12 protein-coding genes are annotated in these 15,023 nt (G+C 52.0%); 6 read left to right on the top strand and 6 right to left on the bottom strand.

The annotated features are described in order from the left end of the window. Positions 1-78: 78 nt before the first annotated feature. The 4 genes from ACG1BZ_RS03815 to ACG1BZ_RS03800 all read left to right on the top strand — a co-directional run bounded on the left by ACG1BZ_RS03815 (position 79) and on the right by ACG1BZ_RS03800 (position 5,794). On the top strand, positions 79-1,431 hold the full coding sequence (locus tag ACG1BZ_RS03815) for a sigma-54-dependent transcriptional regulator (RefSeq protein ID WP_413664442.1): 1,353 nt from the start codon (positions 79-81) through the stop codon (positions 1,429-1,431). Beyond that, the gene (locus ACG1BZ_RS03810) at positions 1,431-2,756 is read left to right on the top strand and encodes a sensor histidine kinase (RefSeq protein WP_413664441.1); all 1,326 of its coding nucleotides are present in this window, start codon (positions 1,431-1,433) and stop codon (positions 2,754-2,756) included. The genes ACG1BZ_RS03815 and ACG1BZ_RS03810 overlap by 1 nt, the downstream gene beginning before the upstream one ends. 284 nt (positions 2,757-3,040) lie before the next feature. Then, a complete protein-coding gene (locus ACG1BZ_RS03805; RefSeq protein WP_413664440.1) occupies positions 3,041-5,353 on the top strand; it encodes an immune inhibitor A domain-containing protein in 2,313 nt (770 codons plus the stop codon). A 156-nt stretch (positions 5,354-5,509) separates the two neighbouring features. Then, positions 5,510-5,794, top strand: coding sequence for a hypothetical protein (locus ACG1BZ_RS03800; RefSeq protein WP_413664439.1), 285 nt, complete (start codon positions 5,510-5,512; stop codon positions 5,792-5,794). Here ACG1BZ_RS03800 and ACG1BZ_RS03795 read toward each other — a convergent pair. Next, positions 5,791-6,753 carry an AraC family transcriptional regulator gene (locus ACG1BZ_RS03795; RefSeq protein ID WP_282934202.1) on the bottom strand — a complete coding sequence of 321 codons (963 nt, stop codon included), beginning with the start codon at positions 6,751-6,753 and terminating at the stop codon, positions 5,791-5,793. The genes ACG1BZ_RS03800 and ACG1BZ_RS03795 overlap by 4 nt on opposite strands. A gap of 380 nt (positions 6,754-7,133) precedes the next feature. On the opposite strand from ACG1BZ_RS03795, the gene ACG1BZ_RS03790 reads away from it, so the two are divergent. Together ACG1BZ_RS03790 and ACG1BZ_RS03785 are read left to right on the top strand one after the other, a co-directional pair. Then, a complete protein-coding gene (locus tag ACG1BZ_RS03790) occupies positions 7,134-8,276 on the top strand; it encodes an efflux RND transporter periplasmic adaptor subunit (protein ID WP_282934203.1) in 1,143 nt (380 codons plus the stop codon). 99 nt (positions 8,277-8,375) lie between these two features. Beyond that, on the top strand, positions 8,376-11,567 hold the full coding sequence (locus ACG1BZ_RS03785; protein ID WP_413664438.1) for an efflux RND transporter permease subunit: 3,192 nt from the start codon (positions 8,376-8,378) through the stop codon (positions 11,565-11,567). Positions 11,568-11,613: 46 nt separating this feature from the next. Here ACG1BZ_RS03785 and ACG1BZ_RS03780 read toward each other — a convergent pair whose 3' ends face one another. The 5 genes from ACG1BZ_RS03780 to aceF form a co-directional block, all read right to left on the bottom strand. After that, positions 11,614-11,973, bottom strand: a complete 360-nt coding sequence (locus ACG1BZ_RS03780; RefSeq protein WP_282934205.1) for a hypothetical protein — start codon at positions 11,971-11,973, stop codon at positions 11,614-11,616. 180 nt (positions 11,974-12,153) lie between these two features. Next, positions 12,154-12,447 (bottom strand): hypothetical protein, encoded by a 294-nt coding sequence (locus tag ACG1BZ_RS03775; RefSeq protein ID WP_413664437.1) that lies wholly within the window; start codon positions 12,445-12,447, stop codon positions 12,154-12,156. Beyond that, complete coding sequence (locus ACG1BZ_RS03770; RefSeq protein ID WP_282934207.1) at positions 12,437-12,739, bottom strand: hypothetical protein; 303 nt, start codon at positions 12,737-12,739, stop codon at positions 12,437-12,439. The genes ACG1BZ_RS03775 and ACG1BZ_RS03770 overlap by 11 nt, the downstream gene beginning before the upstream one ends. A 95-nt stretch (positions 12,740-12,834) precedes the next feature. Beyond that, the gene (locus ACG1BZ_RS03765; RefSeq protein WP_413664436.1) at positions 12,835-13,107 is read right to left on the bottom strand and encodes a hypothetical protein; all 273 of its coding nucleotides are present in this window, start codon (positions 13,105-13,107) and stop codon (positions 12,835-12,837) included. Between the two features lie 263 nt (positions 13,108-13,370). Continuing rightward, entirely contained in the window at positions 13,371-15,014 is a 1,644-nt protein-coding gene (gene aceF / locus ACG1BZ_RS03760) for a dihydrolipoyllysine-residue acetyltransferase (protein ID WP_413664435.1), read from the bottom strand. Positions 15,015-15,023 lie beyond the last annotated feature (9 nt).

The raw sequence follows: 15,023 nt of genomic DNA, 5'->3' as shown, positions 1-15,023 counted from the left end.
GGAAAACCTGCCACAAGCATTCCCCCTCGCCATCAACACATTGCATAATAGGCGCCTTAATAGCGTGTCTTAGAAACTATGGACAAAGTACTTATTATTGACGACAACAGCAGTATCGTTTCCGCCCTGGAGATCCTGTTGTCTCTGCATGACTTGCAGCCACTTTGTGCGATTACTCCTCAAGCCGGCTTACAGCTACTACGAGAGAACAGCGATGTCAGCCTGGTTATCCAGGATATGAATTTCACCGCTGACACAACTTCTGGAGAAGAAGGCAAAGAACTGTTCTTCGCGATTCGGGAAATAAATCCGGACCTTCCGATTATCCTGCTGACAGCTTGGACTCAACTGGAAATGGCCGTCGAGTTAGTCAGAGCTGGTGCTGCTGATTACCTGGGTAAGCCCTGGGATGACAATAAACTAATATCCACAATTAACAATTTATTGGAACTGGGAGAACTACAAAAGCGCCAGCAGGCATCCCAGCAACAAGCTTTGAATGCTCGCAGCCAATTACGGGAGGACTTTCTACTACAAGACATAATTTACCGCAGCGATAAAATGCAAAAGCTGTTGGAGATGGCCACTCAAGTAGCGAAATCTGAAGTTCCCATCCTGATCACAGGGCCAAATGGGGCCGGCAAAGAGAAGATTGCTGAGATTGTCCAGGCGAACTCTTCATCTAAAGAAGGGCCTTTTATTAAAGTTAATGTGGGTGCACTGCCGGAAGATCTGATGGAAGCAGAGCTGTTCGGAGCCGAACCTGGAGCCTATACCGGCGCCAGCAATCGGGCACGGGAGGGCAGGTTTGAGGCCGCCGATGGCGGCACCCTGTTCCTCGATGAAATTGGCGAGCTATCACCCAGCGGTCAGGTGAAACTACTGCGTGTACTACAAACCGGGGAATTCCAACGTTTAGGCAGCAGCCAAACCCGCAAAACCAAAGTTCGGGTAATCAGTGCTACCAATAGAGATCTCCACAAGGCTATCGAGGAAGGCAAGTTTCGCCAGGATTTATTTTATCGACTCAATGTTATAGAACTGCGCCTCCCACCACTGCATGAGCGCCCTGAAGACATCCCTCCCCTCGCGATGAGCTTCCTCGCAGAAAGTGGCAACTCAAAAAAGCTATCTCCTCAAGCGTTAAACGCCCTTACTCGCTATCATTGGCCCGGCAATGTGCGAGAACTTCAAAATGTTATGCAGCGAGCGGCCGTCCTTAGTCAGGAGGATACCATCGATGAAGCCGTCCTGGCACTTCCTGAGCAAACACCATCCGATAAAGTGGAAGTGAGTTTCGAGCCCAGTCGTGAGCTGCTACAAGAGACACTATCCAACTGCAATGGAATTATTGCCCAGGCTGCACGAGAACTCGGTATGAGCCGCCAAGCGCTATACCGCCGCCTGGAAAAACACGGTATACCCTATTGATGTCGAAATATTTTTCACTTGAAGGCCGCCTTATTGCAACAGCGGCCATTCCCTTAGTCGCTGGTGTTACCATATCCTGGCTCGGCATTCGGGCTGGCTTTAACCCATCACTCGCCTGGTCAGCGGGACTCATCATTTCATTGCCGTTATTAATTGTACTGATTCGCCTTATACTTGCCCCCCTAACTAGCACCCTAAAATCACTACAAAATGGCCTGCTAAATTTTCGTGACGGCGACTTCTCAATCTCCCTCGTACACCCCAAGGATAGTGAACTCCGGCAAATAACAATTCTCTATAACGAGATTGGGGAACACTTGCGTAAGGAACGTGCCCATATTTATCAACGGGAACTCCTCTTGGATACAGTTATCCAAACATCACCCCAAGCTCTTCTACTAGTGGATCAAAACGATCGCATTATTTATTCAAACAGTAGTGCCAAGCAACTTCTTAACAATGGAAGACCAATACAAGGACTACTTTTACCGAAGCTTTTATCCAAGAGCCCCAATGAAATAGCCAGCGCCATTAATAGTTGGAAGAATGGAATTTTTAATTATGCCGATATCAATGGCCCCCACTCCATGCATATCGGAAACAGCTCTTTTGTTTTAAACACACAAAAACATCGACTAATCGTTTTACGCGAAATGACTCGTGAGCTGACCCGTGCGGAGGTAGAAGTTTGGAAAAAAGTTATCCGCTTAATCAGCCATGAACTGAATAACTCTCTAGCTCCAATTTCATCGCTCGCACACTCTGGAAAAATGTTGGTAACAAAGCCTGGCAAAGAGCAGGCTTTGGAAAAGGTTTTCGATATTATCGCAGACCGCTGCAAGCATCTGACAGAGTTCACTCAGGGATACGCCTCTTTTGCCAAACTGCCCGCTCCAAGCTGTGAGACTATTAGCTGGCAGGAGCTAGTCAATCGCATAATGCCAATTCAAGCCTTCTCCCTAAAGGGAAGCCTGCCAGACGAACCCGGTTACTTTGACCCCGTCCAAATAGAGCAAGCCCTACTAAATCTAATTAAGAATTCACGAGAAGCTGGAAGCGATAGCAAAGATATTGAACTTGAAGTTAGTACAGACAGTTTTGGGCAAAAGCTAGTACTCTCCGACCGAGGCTGCGGGATGAGTGAGAAAGTACTTGAGCAGGCACTACTCCCTTTCTTCTCAACAAAAGAGCAAGGCGTGGGTTTGGGATTAGCTCTATGTAGAGAAATCATTGATGCGCATGATGGGCATATTCAGCTTTTGAATCGTCCCAATGGAGGGTTGCAAATCTGTCTCTGGCTGCCATGGAAAAACAATAAAAATTAGATGTACAACAAGTTATGCTACAGAAGCCACCCAGATAAGGAAATAATTCCCAATAACATCATTAGGAAAATTTATCAGCGATCAAATTAACATCACACTTTAGTTTAAAATTATGCAAAATCCCCATAAATTTATTGCTACCTAATCATCCTGAAACGTCACCCCTCTGTAGCTAATAATAAAAAACCTGAGCTGCCACAACTCGAAATCTGACTATTTTAGTAAATTTTATTTATGTCTAATTTCGAAACTTAAAATCATCTCGGAACGCATAAGAAGGGATCATGCTAAAAATAAATAGTTTGCTCTCCGCCAGCACACTTGCACTGAGCCTGATGGCAGCCAATGCCCAGGCGATTAATTCACATCAAAAAGGTGGTGATCAAGTTGACTTGGTCATTGCCAATGAAGCCAAATTAATTGATATGCTCAAGCGCTCTGGGCGCATCAGCCAAGATGCCTCTATTGCAGAAGCTGAACGCACTTTAAGGGCTTACTTAAAAGAGCGGGCCACCCATAGCATTAATGGGGCTCAAGATCTTTCCAGCGATACCGTAACGATGATGCGCGATGCCCGTGGAAAACATCACCCCCGGCTTAAAAGAGGCAAAGGTTCCCTTCACCGCAACCATGGCAGCCGCCACCCTAGAAACATTCAACTAGAGAGCTACGACGGTGAAGCCCAAACTGCACGGGTTCTCGCTATTTTGATGGAGTTCCCCGATTTTCCCCATAACAGCATCGAGCCCGGGGAAAGTGATATGTACTACGCGGATTACGCCGCTGAACATTACGCTGACTTACTTTTCTCCCAAAACGGCTTTGAAGGCCCCAGTGGGGAAAACATGCTATCCATGCAACAGTTTTACTGGCAGCAATCCGGTAACAGCTACTCAGTTGAAGGCTCTGTAGCAGGTTGGTATATGGCCAGCCAACCAGCAGCTTTTTACGGCAATAACACTGATGGTGATGCTCGCTCCCTAATTCGTGAGGCCCTGGAAGCTGCAGCTGCCGACCCCACAGTAAACCTGTCAGATTTTGATATTGAAGACCGTTACGACTTGGATGGTGATGGCGATTTTTGGGAAGCAGATGGTTTGGTAGACCACATCATGATCTTCCACTCCTCGGTTGGTGAAGAAGCAGGTGGCGGGCAACTGGGTGAAGACGCTATTTGGTCTCACCGTTGGAACCTTGGCAGCGTCTATTCACTTGAAGGAACTACTGCGGAGGTAGATTACTGGGGCGGCACTATGGCTGCTTATGATTACACCATTCAGCCGGCGGACGCCGCTGCAGGGGTTGTCAGCCATGAATATGGCCATGATTTGGGCTTGCCCGATGAATACGATACCGATGGTAGCGGTCGCGGTGAACCCGTCTCCTCCTGGTCCATTATGTCCAGTGGTAGCTGGGCCGGTATTATTCCGGGTTCAGAGCCCACCGGCTTCTCTGCCTATGCCAAGGAATACCTGCAACACAACCATGGTGGTAACTGGCTTCATGGTGAAACTATTGCACTAGATGAAATTCCTCGCCGCGGTATCGAGTTGCTACTCGATGAAGCGGTTAATAAGGGGACCAATAACGATGCAGTACGAATTGACCTACCAGCAAAACAAGAAATAGTTACCGAACCCAGCAGTGGAGAATACGCCTACTTCAGCGGTAGCGGCAACAACCTGCAAAACTCTATGACAATATCTGTTGATCTGAGCAATGCAGAAACAGCAAGCCTCTCTTTCAAAGCTTGGTACGACATTGAGCTGGATTGGGATTACGCCGCGATCATGGTAGATTCCGGTGATGGCTTTGTCTCCATTCCTGGTTCAGTAACTACAGATACCAACCCCAACGGCACCAACCCAGGTAATGGTATTACTGGTAGCTCCGAGGGCTGGATTGACGTTACATTCGATCTAAGCGCTTACGCCGGGCAAGAAATTAGCCTTTCACTTGCCTATATTACTGATGGCGCCGTAGCGAATTCAGGTCTTTTTGCCGATGACATCAGCATCGAAATTGATGACACAACATTCCTTTTCGATGATGCTGAAACTGATGGCAACTTTAGCCTTGCAGGCTTTAGCCGAAACCCAGGCTATCTCGAGCACGATCACTACTACTTACTCGAATGGCGTACGCATCGCGGCGTTGATGCCGGATTGGCACATGTGAATGTAGCCGGCGAGATGCTCACTTTCACAGAAGGCCTCTTGGTTTGGTACGTAGATTCCAGCTACGATAATAACTGGGTTGGCGTACACCCAGGAAACGGCTTCCTCGGAGTTGTTGATGCCGACCAAAATGTATTGAGATGGAGTGATGATTCCGTTGCCAGTACCCGCTATCAGGTTCACGATGCCACATTTAACATCGAAAGAGCCGACGACATGGTTCTGGATTTACTCGAGGACTACGGCATACTCTTAAGTGACACTCACAACCGCCGCTACCCATTGTTTAATGACACCCGGAGCTATAGCAGCGAAGAAATACCAGATGCCGGCCGCGCTATCACACCTTACGGCTTAAAGGTTCGGGTCGTATCTCGCAGCGGAGATAAATCTGTAGCTAAAATACGCGTAACCAAGTAAAGAAGTAAAAACAGACGGCGCCTACATGGCGCCGTCTCCAATTTAACAAATAGAATAAGATTACCGCTTAAAACAAAGCCTTTAATTTGAGCAAAACTCCCTTCTCCAGCTAACCTGAATGCCAGAAACTTATTTTCATCATTCAGGCGTTCATTTATGGAAAAGCCTCTAGACAACTCCCGTCGCCACTTTCTTAAGCTTTCAGGGACATCGCTACTTTTAATTCCTGCCACATTTATTGCAACACCCTCAGCTCAGGCCCAAATCAAAGCGCAAAAAGATAAGGTAAATTACCAGGATACTCCCAAGGATGGGAAAAAGTGCGTGGACTGTCAGCTGTTTGAGCCCCCCAATGCCTGCCTGGTTGTGGAGGGCGATATCAGTCCCGAAGGGTGGTGTAGCTTATTTGTTCTGAAGCAGGGCAACCCAGTTTCAAATTAAGCTGGGACCCGCTGTTCACCGCGCAATTTAATCACGTCCGCGCGGGGCGGAAGACCAAACATGCGGCTGTATTCACGGCTGAAATGAGAGGGGCTCTCATAGCCAACCCGATAGCTGGCGGAAGCCGCTTCCAGCCCCTCGGTCAACATTAGGCGTCGCGCCTCATGTAAGCGCAGCTTTTTCTGGAACTGCAACGGGGACATGCGGGTGATCTGCTTAAAGCTGTGATATAGGGATGACTCACTCATATTGGCCTGGTCGGCCAAGTCACTGATACGCAGCGGTTCTGAGAAGCGGTCTTTTAGCACCTCAATCACCCGGGATACCCGGTTCGCCTGGCTATCTACCATGGCAAACTTGCGCATCCGCGCGCCAATCTCCCCCATCAGGGCGCGATAGATAATCTCACGCCGGGCTAATGGCGCCAGTATCGGGACATCTTTAGGGCTATCCAGCAAGGAGACCAGCCGGTTTAGCGCATCGAGCATACCGTAATCCATTTTGGTCAGGCACAGGCCGCAGCTGACTTCGGGACAGTCGTAGCCAGCCTCCACACCCGGCGCCTTATCACCCAGCTCCATAACCAGGTCTGCCACCTCTTGCGGATCGATCGTTATCTTTACGCCAAGAAACGGAGTATCCAGGGAAGCGTCTTCAACACGTCCCAGGATCGGTAAGTGCACCGAGGTTGCCACATAGCTCAGCGGCATATAGGAAATTTCCCGGTCTCCCAGCTCCAAGGTTTTGCGGCCTTGAATAATAAAATTCAGGGACGGTGTATACACCGATGCCGCACAAGCTCCCGGCTCGTTGCAGCGAATCAGGGAGAGACCACCCAGTACTGTTTCATTTAATCCCTGTTCCGGTGCCTGACGCATCAGGGAGGCGATCAGTTTCTGCCGTATCGACTCCATATCCATGGCGACAGAGTTGAATTCCGCTCTTTTTTCAATGCTCATATGCTCCCCTTGTGCCCGCTAACAATTCCACGACTCAACACGAAGTGGCACAGAGTATACGGAGTTTTAGGCAATTTTCGTGCAGTTTTGCAGGATTGGGCAATTACTGTGCAGTAATAGGTAACCATAATCGATTAACAGGCCTACAGTCGCTGTAATATCTTAATCACTTTTTGCGATAACTAGTTATATATCCAGTTCTTTACACGTCCACCAGAATGTGATCCTTCCAACCCAAAAGCACGCCTTAAGTAGAAATAGGCAATCAATTAACAGTTCCCGGATACCGCAACCAACTTGGCCACCGCTAGAGTTACGCCCTTACTGGGAGAAGCACCCAATAGCCCTTCCCCCTCCGTAGCAAAGGGAGTACACGCGTAATGGTAAGAAAATTAACGACGGTTTTATTCGGCGTATCTGCACTGGTACTCGCCGGCTGCAACAGTGACGCACCCAGCGGTCAACAACCGCCTCCCCCAGCCGTGGAGGTCGCCCAGGTATCTGCAGGAAATACGACATTGTGGCGCAGCTTTACCGGCCGTGTGGCAGCCCCAGAAACCGTTGAACTGCGCCCACGGGTTAGCGGTTATATCGACAAGGTTTCATTTGCCGAGGGAACTCTGGTCAAACAGGGCGATGTCCTGTTCACCATTGACCCCCGCCCTTATCAGGCCCGCGAACGCGCCGCCCGCGCAGACCTGGCTCGGGTTCGCAGCGACCTCTCCTATAGCGAGAAGCAAGCCGGCCGGGCAAAACAGCTACTCAACAGCAAAGCCATCTCCCGCGAGGAATACGATCGGCGTATCGCTTCGCGAGATTCGGCCCGAGCGGCCCTCAGCGCCGCCGAGGCAGCACTGGAAAATGCCCAGTTGGACCTTCAATACACTGAAGTTAAAGCACCAATAAGTGGCCGGGTAAGCCGCGCCCTGGTTACTCAAGGCAATCTCGCCAATGCCGACAGCACCCTGCTGACAACGCTGGTCTCTGTCGACCCAATGTACGTGTATTTCGAAAGTGACGAACAGACTTTTGCTAAGGGCCGCGACTTACTTAATAGCGGGCAAAAACCTGCTGTGCGCGTAGGTCTCGCCGGTGAGCAGGGCTATCCACACAGTGGAGAGTTGGACTTTATTGATAACCGCTTGAACAGCCATACCGGCACTATTCAGTTCCGCGCTGTGGTTAACAACAGGGACGGCTTTTTCAGACCGGGGCAATTTGCTCGGGTGGAAATGCCAATTGAAGAGGTTTCACAGGCAGTTTTAATCAATAGCAAAGCGGTTCTTACCGATCAGGACCGCCGGTATGTTTACATCGTCAACGACAGTAATGTCACCGAAAAGCGCCCCGTGGTCGCTGGCCAACGCCAAGGTGACCTCGTTGTTATCCGCAGCGGCCTGGAGCCCGGCGAGAAAATTGTGGTGAATGGCCTGCAAAAGATTTTCTTCCCGGGCATGCCCGTCGCACCGGAAATGGTGGCCATGCAGGAGCAGGTAAAGGCGACCCAAGTCGCCGGCCACTAAACAAAGAGCAAGGGGCTTGCCGAAGTGAGCCCATACATTCAGCTAATCCTATCAATGGAATCCGAGCGGCTGACTAAGTCGCTCTCGGAGTAGCAGTATATGAATTTTTCCCGTTTCTTTGTCGACAGACCGATATTTGCATCCGTGTTGTCGATCATTATTTTCGTCGTCGGCCTGATCAGTATTCCCTCACTGCCGGTCAGCGAATATCCCGAAGTTGTCCCCCCCAGCGTGCAAGTGAGTGCTCGCTATCCTGGCGCTAACCCTAAGACGATCTCAGAAACTGTAGCCACGCCGCTGGAAGAAGCGATTAACGGCGTGGAAAATATGATCTACATGAAGTCAGTGGCTGGTAGTGACGGCACCCTGACTTTGAACGTGACCTTTGAGTTGGGCACAGACCCGGATCAAGCCCAGGTACAGGTGCAAAACCGGGTGTCCCAGGCCTTGCCGCGCCTGCCCGAAGATGTCCGCCTGCAAGGTGTTACTACCCAGAAGCAGTCGCCAAACCTGATGATGGCGGTGCACCTGATTTCACCGGACGACAGCCTCGACGCTACCTATATTCGCAACTACGCCGTACTGCATATTCGCGATGAGCTATCGCGCATTCCCGGCGTAGGCCTCGCCGCCGTATTCGGTTCCGGTGACTACGCCATGCGCTTGTGGGTGGACCCGCAGAAAGCCGCCGCCGTAGGCATTACTGCTGCCGATATTGTCAGTGCCGTGCGTGAGCAGAACGTACAGGTTTCCGCCGGCCAGATCGGTGCCTCCCCCATGCCGAACGGCTCCGACTTCCTGATTTCCATTAACGCCAAAGGCCGCCTGGAAAGTGAAGAGGAGTTTGGCGATGTTGTACTCAAGACCGGCAATAATGGTGAGATCACCCGCCTGAGAGATGTGGCTCGTGTAGAGCTGGCCTCTTCCCAGGACTCCCTGCGCGCCCTGCTCAACGGCCGCCAGGCTGTCGCCATCCCTATTTTCCAATCCCCCGGCTCCAATTCATTGGAAGTTTCTGCGGCGGTACGGGAGAAAATGGCTGAACTGGATGACCAGTTCCCGGAAGGCCTCAAGTGGGAAGTCGCTTACGACCCCACGGTTTTTGTTAGCACCTCCATCAGCTCAGTGATCAAGACCCTACTGGAAGCTGTACTACTCGTGGTTCTGGTAGTTATCCTGTTCCTGCAAACCTGGCGCGCCTCACTGATCCCGCTGTTGGCCGTGCCGGTATCTATTGTCGGCACCTTTGCGGTGCTGTTAATGCTGGGCTTCTCAATCAACACCCTAACCCTGTTCGCCATGGTGCTGGCCATCGGTATTGTGGTGGATGACGCCATTGTGGTGGTGGAAAACGTCGAGCGGAATATCGAGGAGGGACTGACGCCTTTAGCCGCTGCCCACCAGGCCATGCGCGAGGTGAGCGGTCCGATTGTCGCGATCAGCCTGGTACTCTGCGCGGTGTTTGTGCCCATGGCATTCCTGGACGGCATCACCGGCCAGTTCTACCGCCAGTTTGCCACCACTATTGCCATCGCCACCATTATCTCCGCGATCAACTCTCTGACTCTATCTCCGGCTCTGGCGGCAACTCTGTTGAAGCCTCACGGCGCCAAACCGGATATGCCCGCGCGCATTATTGAGCGTTTGTTCGGCTGGATATTCCGCCCGTTCAACCGCTTCTTCCAGCGCAATTCCGAGCGCTACCAGCGAATCGTGGGTGGCAGCCTCAAGCGTCGCGGTATCGTATTTGGTGTTTACCTGATATTGCTCGGCGGTACTTTTGCCCTGTTCCAACAGGTGCCCGGCGGCTTTATTCCGGTTCAGGATAAGACTTACCTGGTGGGTAGTATCCGCCTGCCGGAAGGTGCCTCCCTGGACCGCACCGAGGAAGTTGCTCGCCGCGTGAGTGAATTGGCCCTGGAAACCGAAGGTGTTGCCAACGCCGCGGCCTTTGTCGGCTTCAATGCCCTGCAAGGTACCAACACCCCCAACGTGGGCACGGTATTTATCCTGTTCGACGATTTCGATGAACGTGAGCGCAGTGCCCAGGAAATCGCTGCGGAGCTAAATGGCAAGATCTCACAGATCAAGGAAGGCTTTGCCATGACCTTTATGCCGCCGCCCATCTTCGGTCTGGGTGCCGGCTCCGGCTACTCCCTCTATGTTCAGGACCGTCGCGGTGCCGGCTACGGTGAGTTGCAAAACGCCACCAATATGTTGGCGGGCGCCCTGAGCCAAGCCAGTGGCCTCAGCTACCCCTTCAGCTCCTACCAGGCCAATGTGCCGCAGATGGACGCGGAAGTGGATCGACTACAGGCCAAGGCTCAAGGTGTGCGTATGGACGACTTGTTCGGCACCCTGCAGCTCTACTTCGGCTCTATGTATATCAACGACTTCAACCTTTTCGGCCGCACCTACCAGGTCGTTGCCCAGGCTGATGCACCCTTCCGCGATGAAGTGCAGGATCTCGATAATCTCTACACTCGCAATATGAATGGGGAGATGGTGCCCATCAGCACCATGGTGACCCTGCGCCAGAGTTACGGACCCGATCCGGTGATCCGCTACAACGGCTATCCCGCAGCCGACCTGATGGGGCAGTCCGATCCCAGCATGCTGTCCTCTTCCGAGGCACTGGCAGCGGTTGAGCAGGTTGCCAGCCAAGCCCTGCCACCGGGCATGCAAATCCAATGGACCGACCTCAGCTTCCAGCAGGTCAACCAGGGCAATGCCGCCATGGTGGTTTTCCCTCTCGCAGTATTACTGGTATTCCTGGTGCTGGCCGCCCTCTATGAAAGCTGGGTAATGCCACTGGCGGTGATCCTGATCGTGCCCATGTGTCTGCTGGCTGCACTATTCGGTGTCTGGGCTACTGGCGGCGACAACAATGTATTTGTTCAAGTCGGGCTGGTTGTACTGATGGGGCTCGCTTGTAAGAACGCTATTTTAATCGTGGAATTTGCTCGCGAACTGGAAATGGAAGGCAAAGGCACTGTCGAGGCTGCACTGGAAGCCTGCCGCCTGCGTCTGCGCCCGATCATTATGACCTCAGTCGCCTTTATTGCCGGTGTTGTACCACTGGTATTGGCCGGCGGCGCTGGCGCTGAGGTCCGCAATGCCATGGGCATTACCGTATTTACCGGCATGATCGGTGTAACCCTGTTTGGCCTGTTCCTCACTCCGGTATTTTATGTTGCCCTGCGCAAGATTGCCGGCGGCAAACTATCAGCTGCCCGCACTACAGATAGCCAGAAGAGTAACTTACCTCTGGAGCAAGTAGCTAACACTTAACCCCGCTTAGCCCGGGCGCATAAATGCTGTGCGTCCGGGCTTTTTTCTATTTGCGCGTTTCCTTTTTCCAGCGGGCTCTCGGAAATAAAATTACATAAACCCGAATCAATAACCCCATGGGTACACAAAAAATAATAACGATCACCCCCAGAATGGCTCGCATATAGTCACTGCCCTCTTCGTGTTTCTCAGCGCGATCCCACAGATAAGACTGGTAACAGTGATCCGGCCCATCTATTGGCATCAAGGTGTAATTAATCACCCGCTCCAAAAATCTCCAATAGTGGCGAAAACGGGTTTCCGTCACTCTGGAAAAATACCCACAGCGTGCCGATATTGTTGCATCGGGATTACCACCGGCAATAGCATTTCCCAGCTGATCCACTGCGACAATTACATTTCGCATCCAGCTTCTATTGGCACCCCTCATTATTAAACCTGTTTAAATCGGCATCCCAAAATAAAACGATCCAGTCTTAATTTTTACTCCACTCAGGAAAAAACAATGGAGTCAAAATAAACTGCGTGCCCCCATACCACCATTTCGCACCGGCTCAAAAAGCGGCACTAGCGGAAAATTACTTGGTCAGTAGAAACTGTAACTCAACTCAAATGGTGAATAAGGTCCTTCACACCAATCACCGGTGTCCAGTTGATAGCAGTGCACACCCTCGGCAATACAGTTGTCGAGACTTCCCATATAGGGATCACCGGCCAGACAAAAACGCGGGAATGCTGTAAGTTCATCCGGTGGCACCGGAGTAGTTTTGTAGGTGTAGTAAGTTGCCGTGCCGGTTAAGTCATAACCGAAACCGTCAGCCACGCAGCCCGCCAGGGACTGCGCTACAAGAATAAGAAAAAAAACAACGCTAATTTTCATAGGAAATACAACGCCTTCCACCGGAAATATCAAAACAACGGGCACTGGGTGGACAAATAGAACCCGGCGCCAGCTCCTCAGAATCTCCCGGGCAGCTTGTTGGAGACGCAGGCGCATCTGGCACATGGGAGGAATGAGAGGAGTGAGAAGAGGGGTAACCCCGGTATTCCGCATGGCGGGGAATTGGCGGGCTTACGGGATAAACCACTTGATTGCGCGTATCGGGGGTTCCACAACCCTCAAGGAATACACCCATCGACAAGGCAGAAATAAATATCGCAAACTTTTGCATGGTAGCGCTCCGTATCAGCACCGCGCGGACAGAATCCACGCACTTTTAGATCCGGCTATTTCGCAACAGCTCCACACTGGGCTCGGCTACTGTCGTTAGTAAACCCGCAATATAGGGAAAAACCAGGCCATGGAGTCCTGCAAGCTATCTACGCAATCCGCCGCCTCGCATTCGCTTTTGGCGGTAAGGGGTTGTGGGTATTTTGTGTGGTTACTGCCGACTTCCACAAAGCTGGCGCTTTGTCCGGCAGCCTCTGCCTCATAAAAGAAAGGGTCTTCACCCTCCACTTCTTCCGCAGGCAAAAACAAGCAGCCCTGCATCGCAAATACCGCCACAAGCGGCAACGCGAATTTCCTTGTAGGTCCCATAATCCGACACCTCACATTTTCAGTGCTGCGATGATAGTAGCCTCTCTGTGAGTCTAGCTGCCGAGGCATTAGCAGCCAGCAACCCAGAATCGATTTGCGCGTAAATCATCTTGTTGATGTTTTTCGCGGCGAATATTTCATTTCCACTTAAAGGCTAACTTACTTATATGGAATGTACGGAGTTATTCAGAGGCTCCTTAGTCCTGACTATAAAAAAAGCGGCCGATTGGCCGCTTTTTTTACTGACTTTAACTCGCTGACAATTACAGCAACAGTCTGCGCACATCTGCCAGCACGCTGACCAAGTAAGTCATAAAGCGTCCGGCATCTCCGCCATTTACCGCGCGGTGATCGTAGGAGAGCGCCAAGGGCAACATCTGCCGAGGCTCAAAGTCCTTACCGTTCCACACCGGCTTCATCGCCAGCTTGGAAACACCGAGGATACCAACTTCCGGAGAATTGACGATCGGGGTAAATCCGGTGCCGCCGATAGCCCCCAAACTGGAAATGGTAAAGCAGGCGCCCTGCATCTCGTTGGGCTTCAGCTTGCCATCGCGGGCCTTCAGGGCCATTTCAGTGGCCTCGGCCGCCAGCTCGTACAAGCCTTTCTTATCCACATCGCGGATAACCGGCACCATTAAGCCTTTGGGTGTATCTACTGCCATACCCACATGCACATAGTCCTTGCGCACAATGTGCTCGCCATCGTTGTGCAGGGACACATTAAAGCTCGGCTCTGCACGCAGGGCCGCAGCTACCGCTTTCAGCAGGAAAGGCACTGGAGTGAGCTTCACTCCGCGCTTCTCCGCCTCGGCCTTCATGGACTTGCGGAAGGTTTCCAGCTCTGTGATATCCGCATCATCAAACTGGGTGACGTGAGGCACATTGAGCCAGTTGCGCGACATGTTGGCTGCGGTAATCTTGTGGATCTTGCTCATCGGCTCCACATTCACCGGGCCAAACTGGCTGAAGTCGATATCCGGCATCTTGGCGATACCGATTCCACCGCCGACACCAACCGCGCCGCTTTCAGCTTTCTTCACCTGCTCACGGATGTAATTATGCAGATCGTCCTTGGAGACCCGGTTGCGCGGGCCGGTAGGCTTCACCTTATTCAAGGTAACACCCAACTCGCGGGCCAGTTTGCGCACGGCCGGGCCAGCGTAAACCTGGGCTGCTGCGGTGAGGTTGCGCTCCAGCTGATAGTCTTTCTGCGGCACTGCCGGGGGCTCAACAGACGCAGATACCTGCTGTGGCGCGCTCTCGGCAGGCGCTGTCGCTGCAGGGGCTGCAGCTGTAGCCGCAGGCTCGGCGGCGCCTGCAGCAACGACTTTCAATATGCCCAGGGTGTCACCCGTGGAAACCTTATCGCCTTCTTTTACTGCGATAGAAACCACGGTACCGGCGCTGGGGGAAGGCACATCCATAGAGGCTTTATCGCCTTCCACCACAATCAGGGAGTCGCCCTCTTCGACTGCATCACCGGGCTGCACACTGATCTCGATCACATCAACCGCATCAGCGCCGCCCAGATCCGGGATCTGGATCGTTTCCTCTTTCGGCTCGCCGCTCGGCGTCGCCACAGGGGCTTCAGCCACAGGCTCTGCAACAGGTGCAGTTTCTTGCTTGGCGGGGGCCGCAGCCGGCTCCTCTGTCGGCGCTTCCGCCACATCGGTTTCGATTTCCCCAATCACGTCGCCTTCAGAGACCTTATCGCCCTCTTTCACGCTGATGCTGAGGATTTTGCCAGCCACTGGGGCTGGCACATCCATGGAGGCTTTATCGCCCTCCACCACAATCAGTGAATCCTCTTGCGCGACGGTATCGCCGACAGCAACAGAAATTTCAATCACATCCACCTGATCGGCACCACCGAGATCAGGCACTTTAATGACTTGTTTTGCCATAGGAGTTCT

The sequence above is a fragment of the Microbulbifer sp. CNSA002 genome (assembly GCF_047324085.1).
In the GTDB taxonomy this organism is placed as follows: domain Bacteria; phylum Pseudomonadota; class Gammaproteobacteria; order Pseudomonadales; family Cellvibrionaceae; genus Microbulbifer.
Note: the sequence above shows the minus strand (reverse complement) of the source record. Positions and strands in the feature narration are given on the sequence as shown.

Bases quoted from the DNA above. Each gene is read 5' to 3' on its own strand.
- ACG1BZ_RS03815 (WP_413664442.1), top strand. From the start codon at position 79: ATGGACAAAGTACTTATTATTGACGACAACAGCAGTATCGTTTCCGCC.
- ACG1BZ_RS03810 (WP_413664441.1), top strand. From the start codon at position 1,431: ATGTCGAAATATTTTTCACTTGAAGGCCGCCTTATTGCAACAGCGGCC.
- ACG1BZ_RS03805 (WP_413664440.1), top strand. From the start codon at position 3,041: ATGCTAAAAATAAATAGTTTGCTCTCCGCCAGCACACTTGCACTGAGC.
- ACG1BZ_RS03800 (WP_413664439.1), top strand. From the start codon at position 5,510: ATGGAAAAGCCTCTAGACAACTCCCGTCGCCACTTTCTTAAGCTTTCA.
- ACG1BZ_RS03795 (WP_282934202.1), bottom strand. From the start codon at position 6,753: ATGAGCATTGAAAAAAGAGCGGAATTCAACTCTGTCGCCATGGATATG.
- ACG1BZ_RS03790 (WP_282934203.1), top strand. From the start codon at position 7,134: ATGGTAAGAAAATTAACGACGGTTTTATTCGGCGTATCTGCACTGGTA.
- ACG1BZ_RS03785 (WP_413664438.1), top strand. From the start codon at position 8,376: ATGAATTTTTCCCGTTTCTTTGTCGACAGACCGATATTTGCATCCGTG.
- ACG1BZ_RS03780 (WP_282934205.1), bottom strand. From the start codon at position 11,973: ATGCGAAATGTAATTGTCGCAGTGGATCAGCTGGGAAATGCTATTGCC.
- ACG1BZ_RS03775 (WP_413664437.1), bottom strand. From the start codon at position 12,447: ATGAAAATTAGCGTTGTTTTTTTTCTTATTCTTGTAGCGCAGTCCCTG.
- ACG1BZ_RS03770 (WP_282934207.1), bottom strand. From the start codon at position 12,739: ATGCAAAAGTTTGCGATATTTATTTCTGCCTTGTCGATGGGTGTATTC.
- ACG1BZ_RS03765 (WP_413664436.1), bottom strand. From the start codon at position 13,107: ATGGGACCTACAAGGAAATTCGCGTTGCCGCTTGTGGCGGTATTTGCG.
- aceF (WP_413664435.1), bottom strand. From the start codon at position 15,014: ATGGCAAAACAAGTCATTAAAGTGCCTGATCTCGGTGGTGCCGATCAG.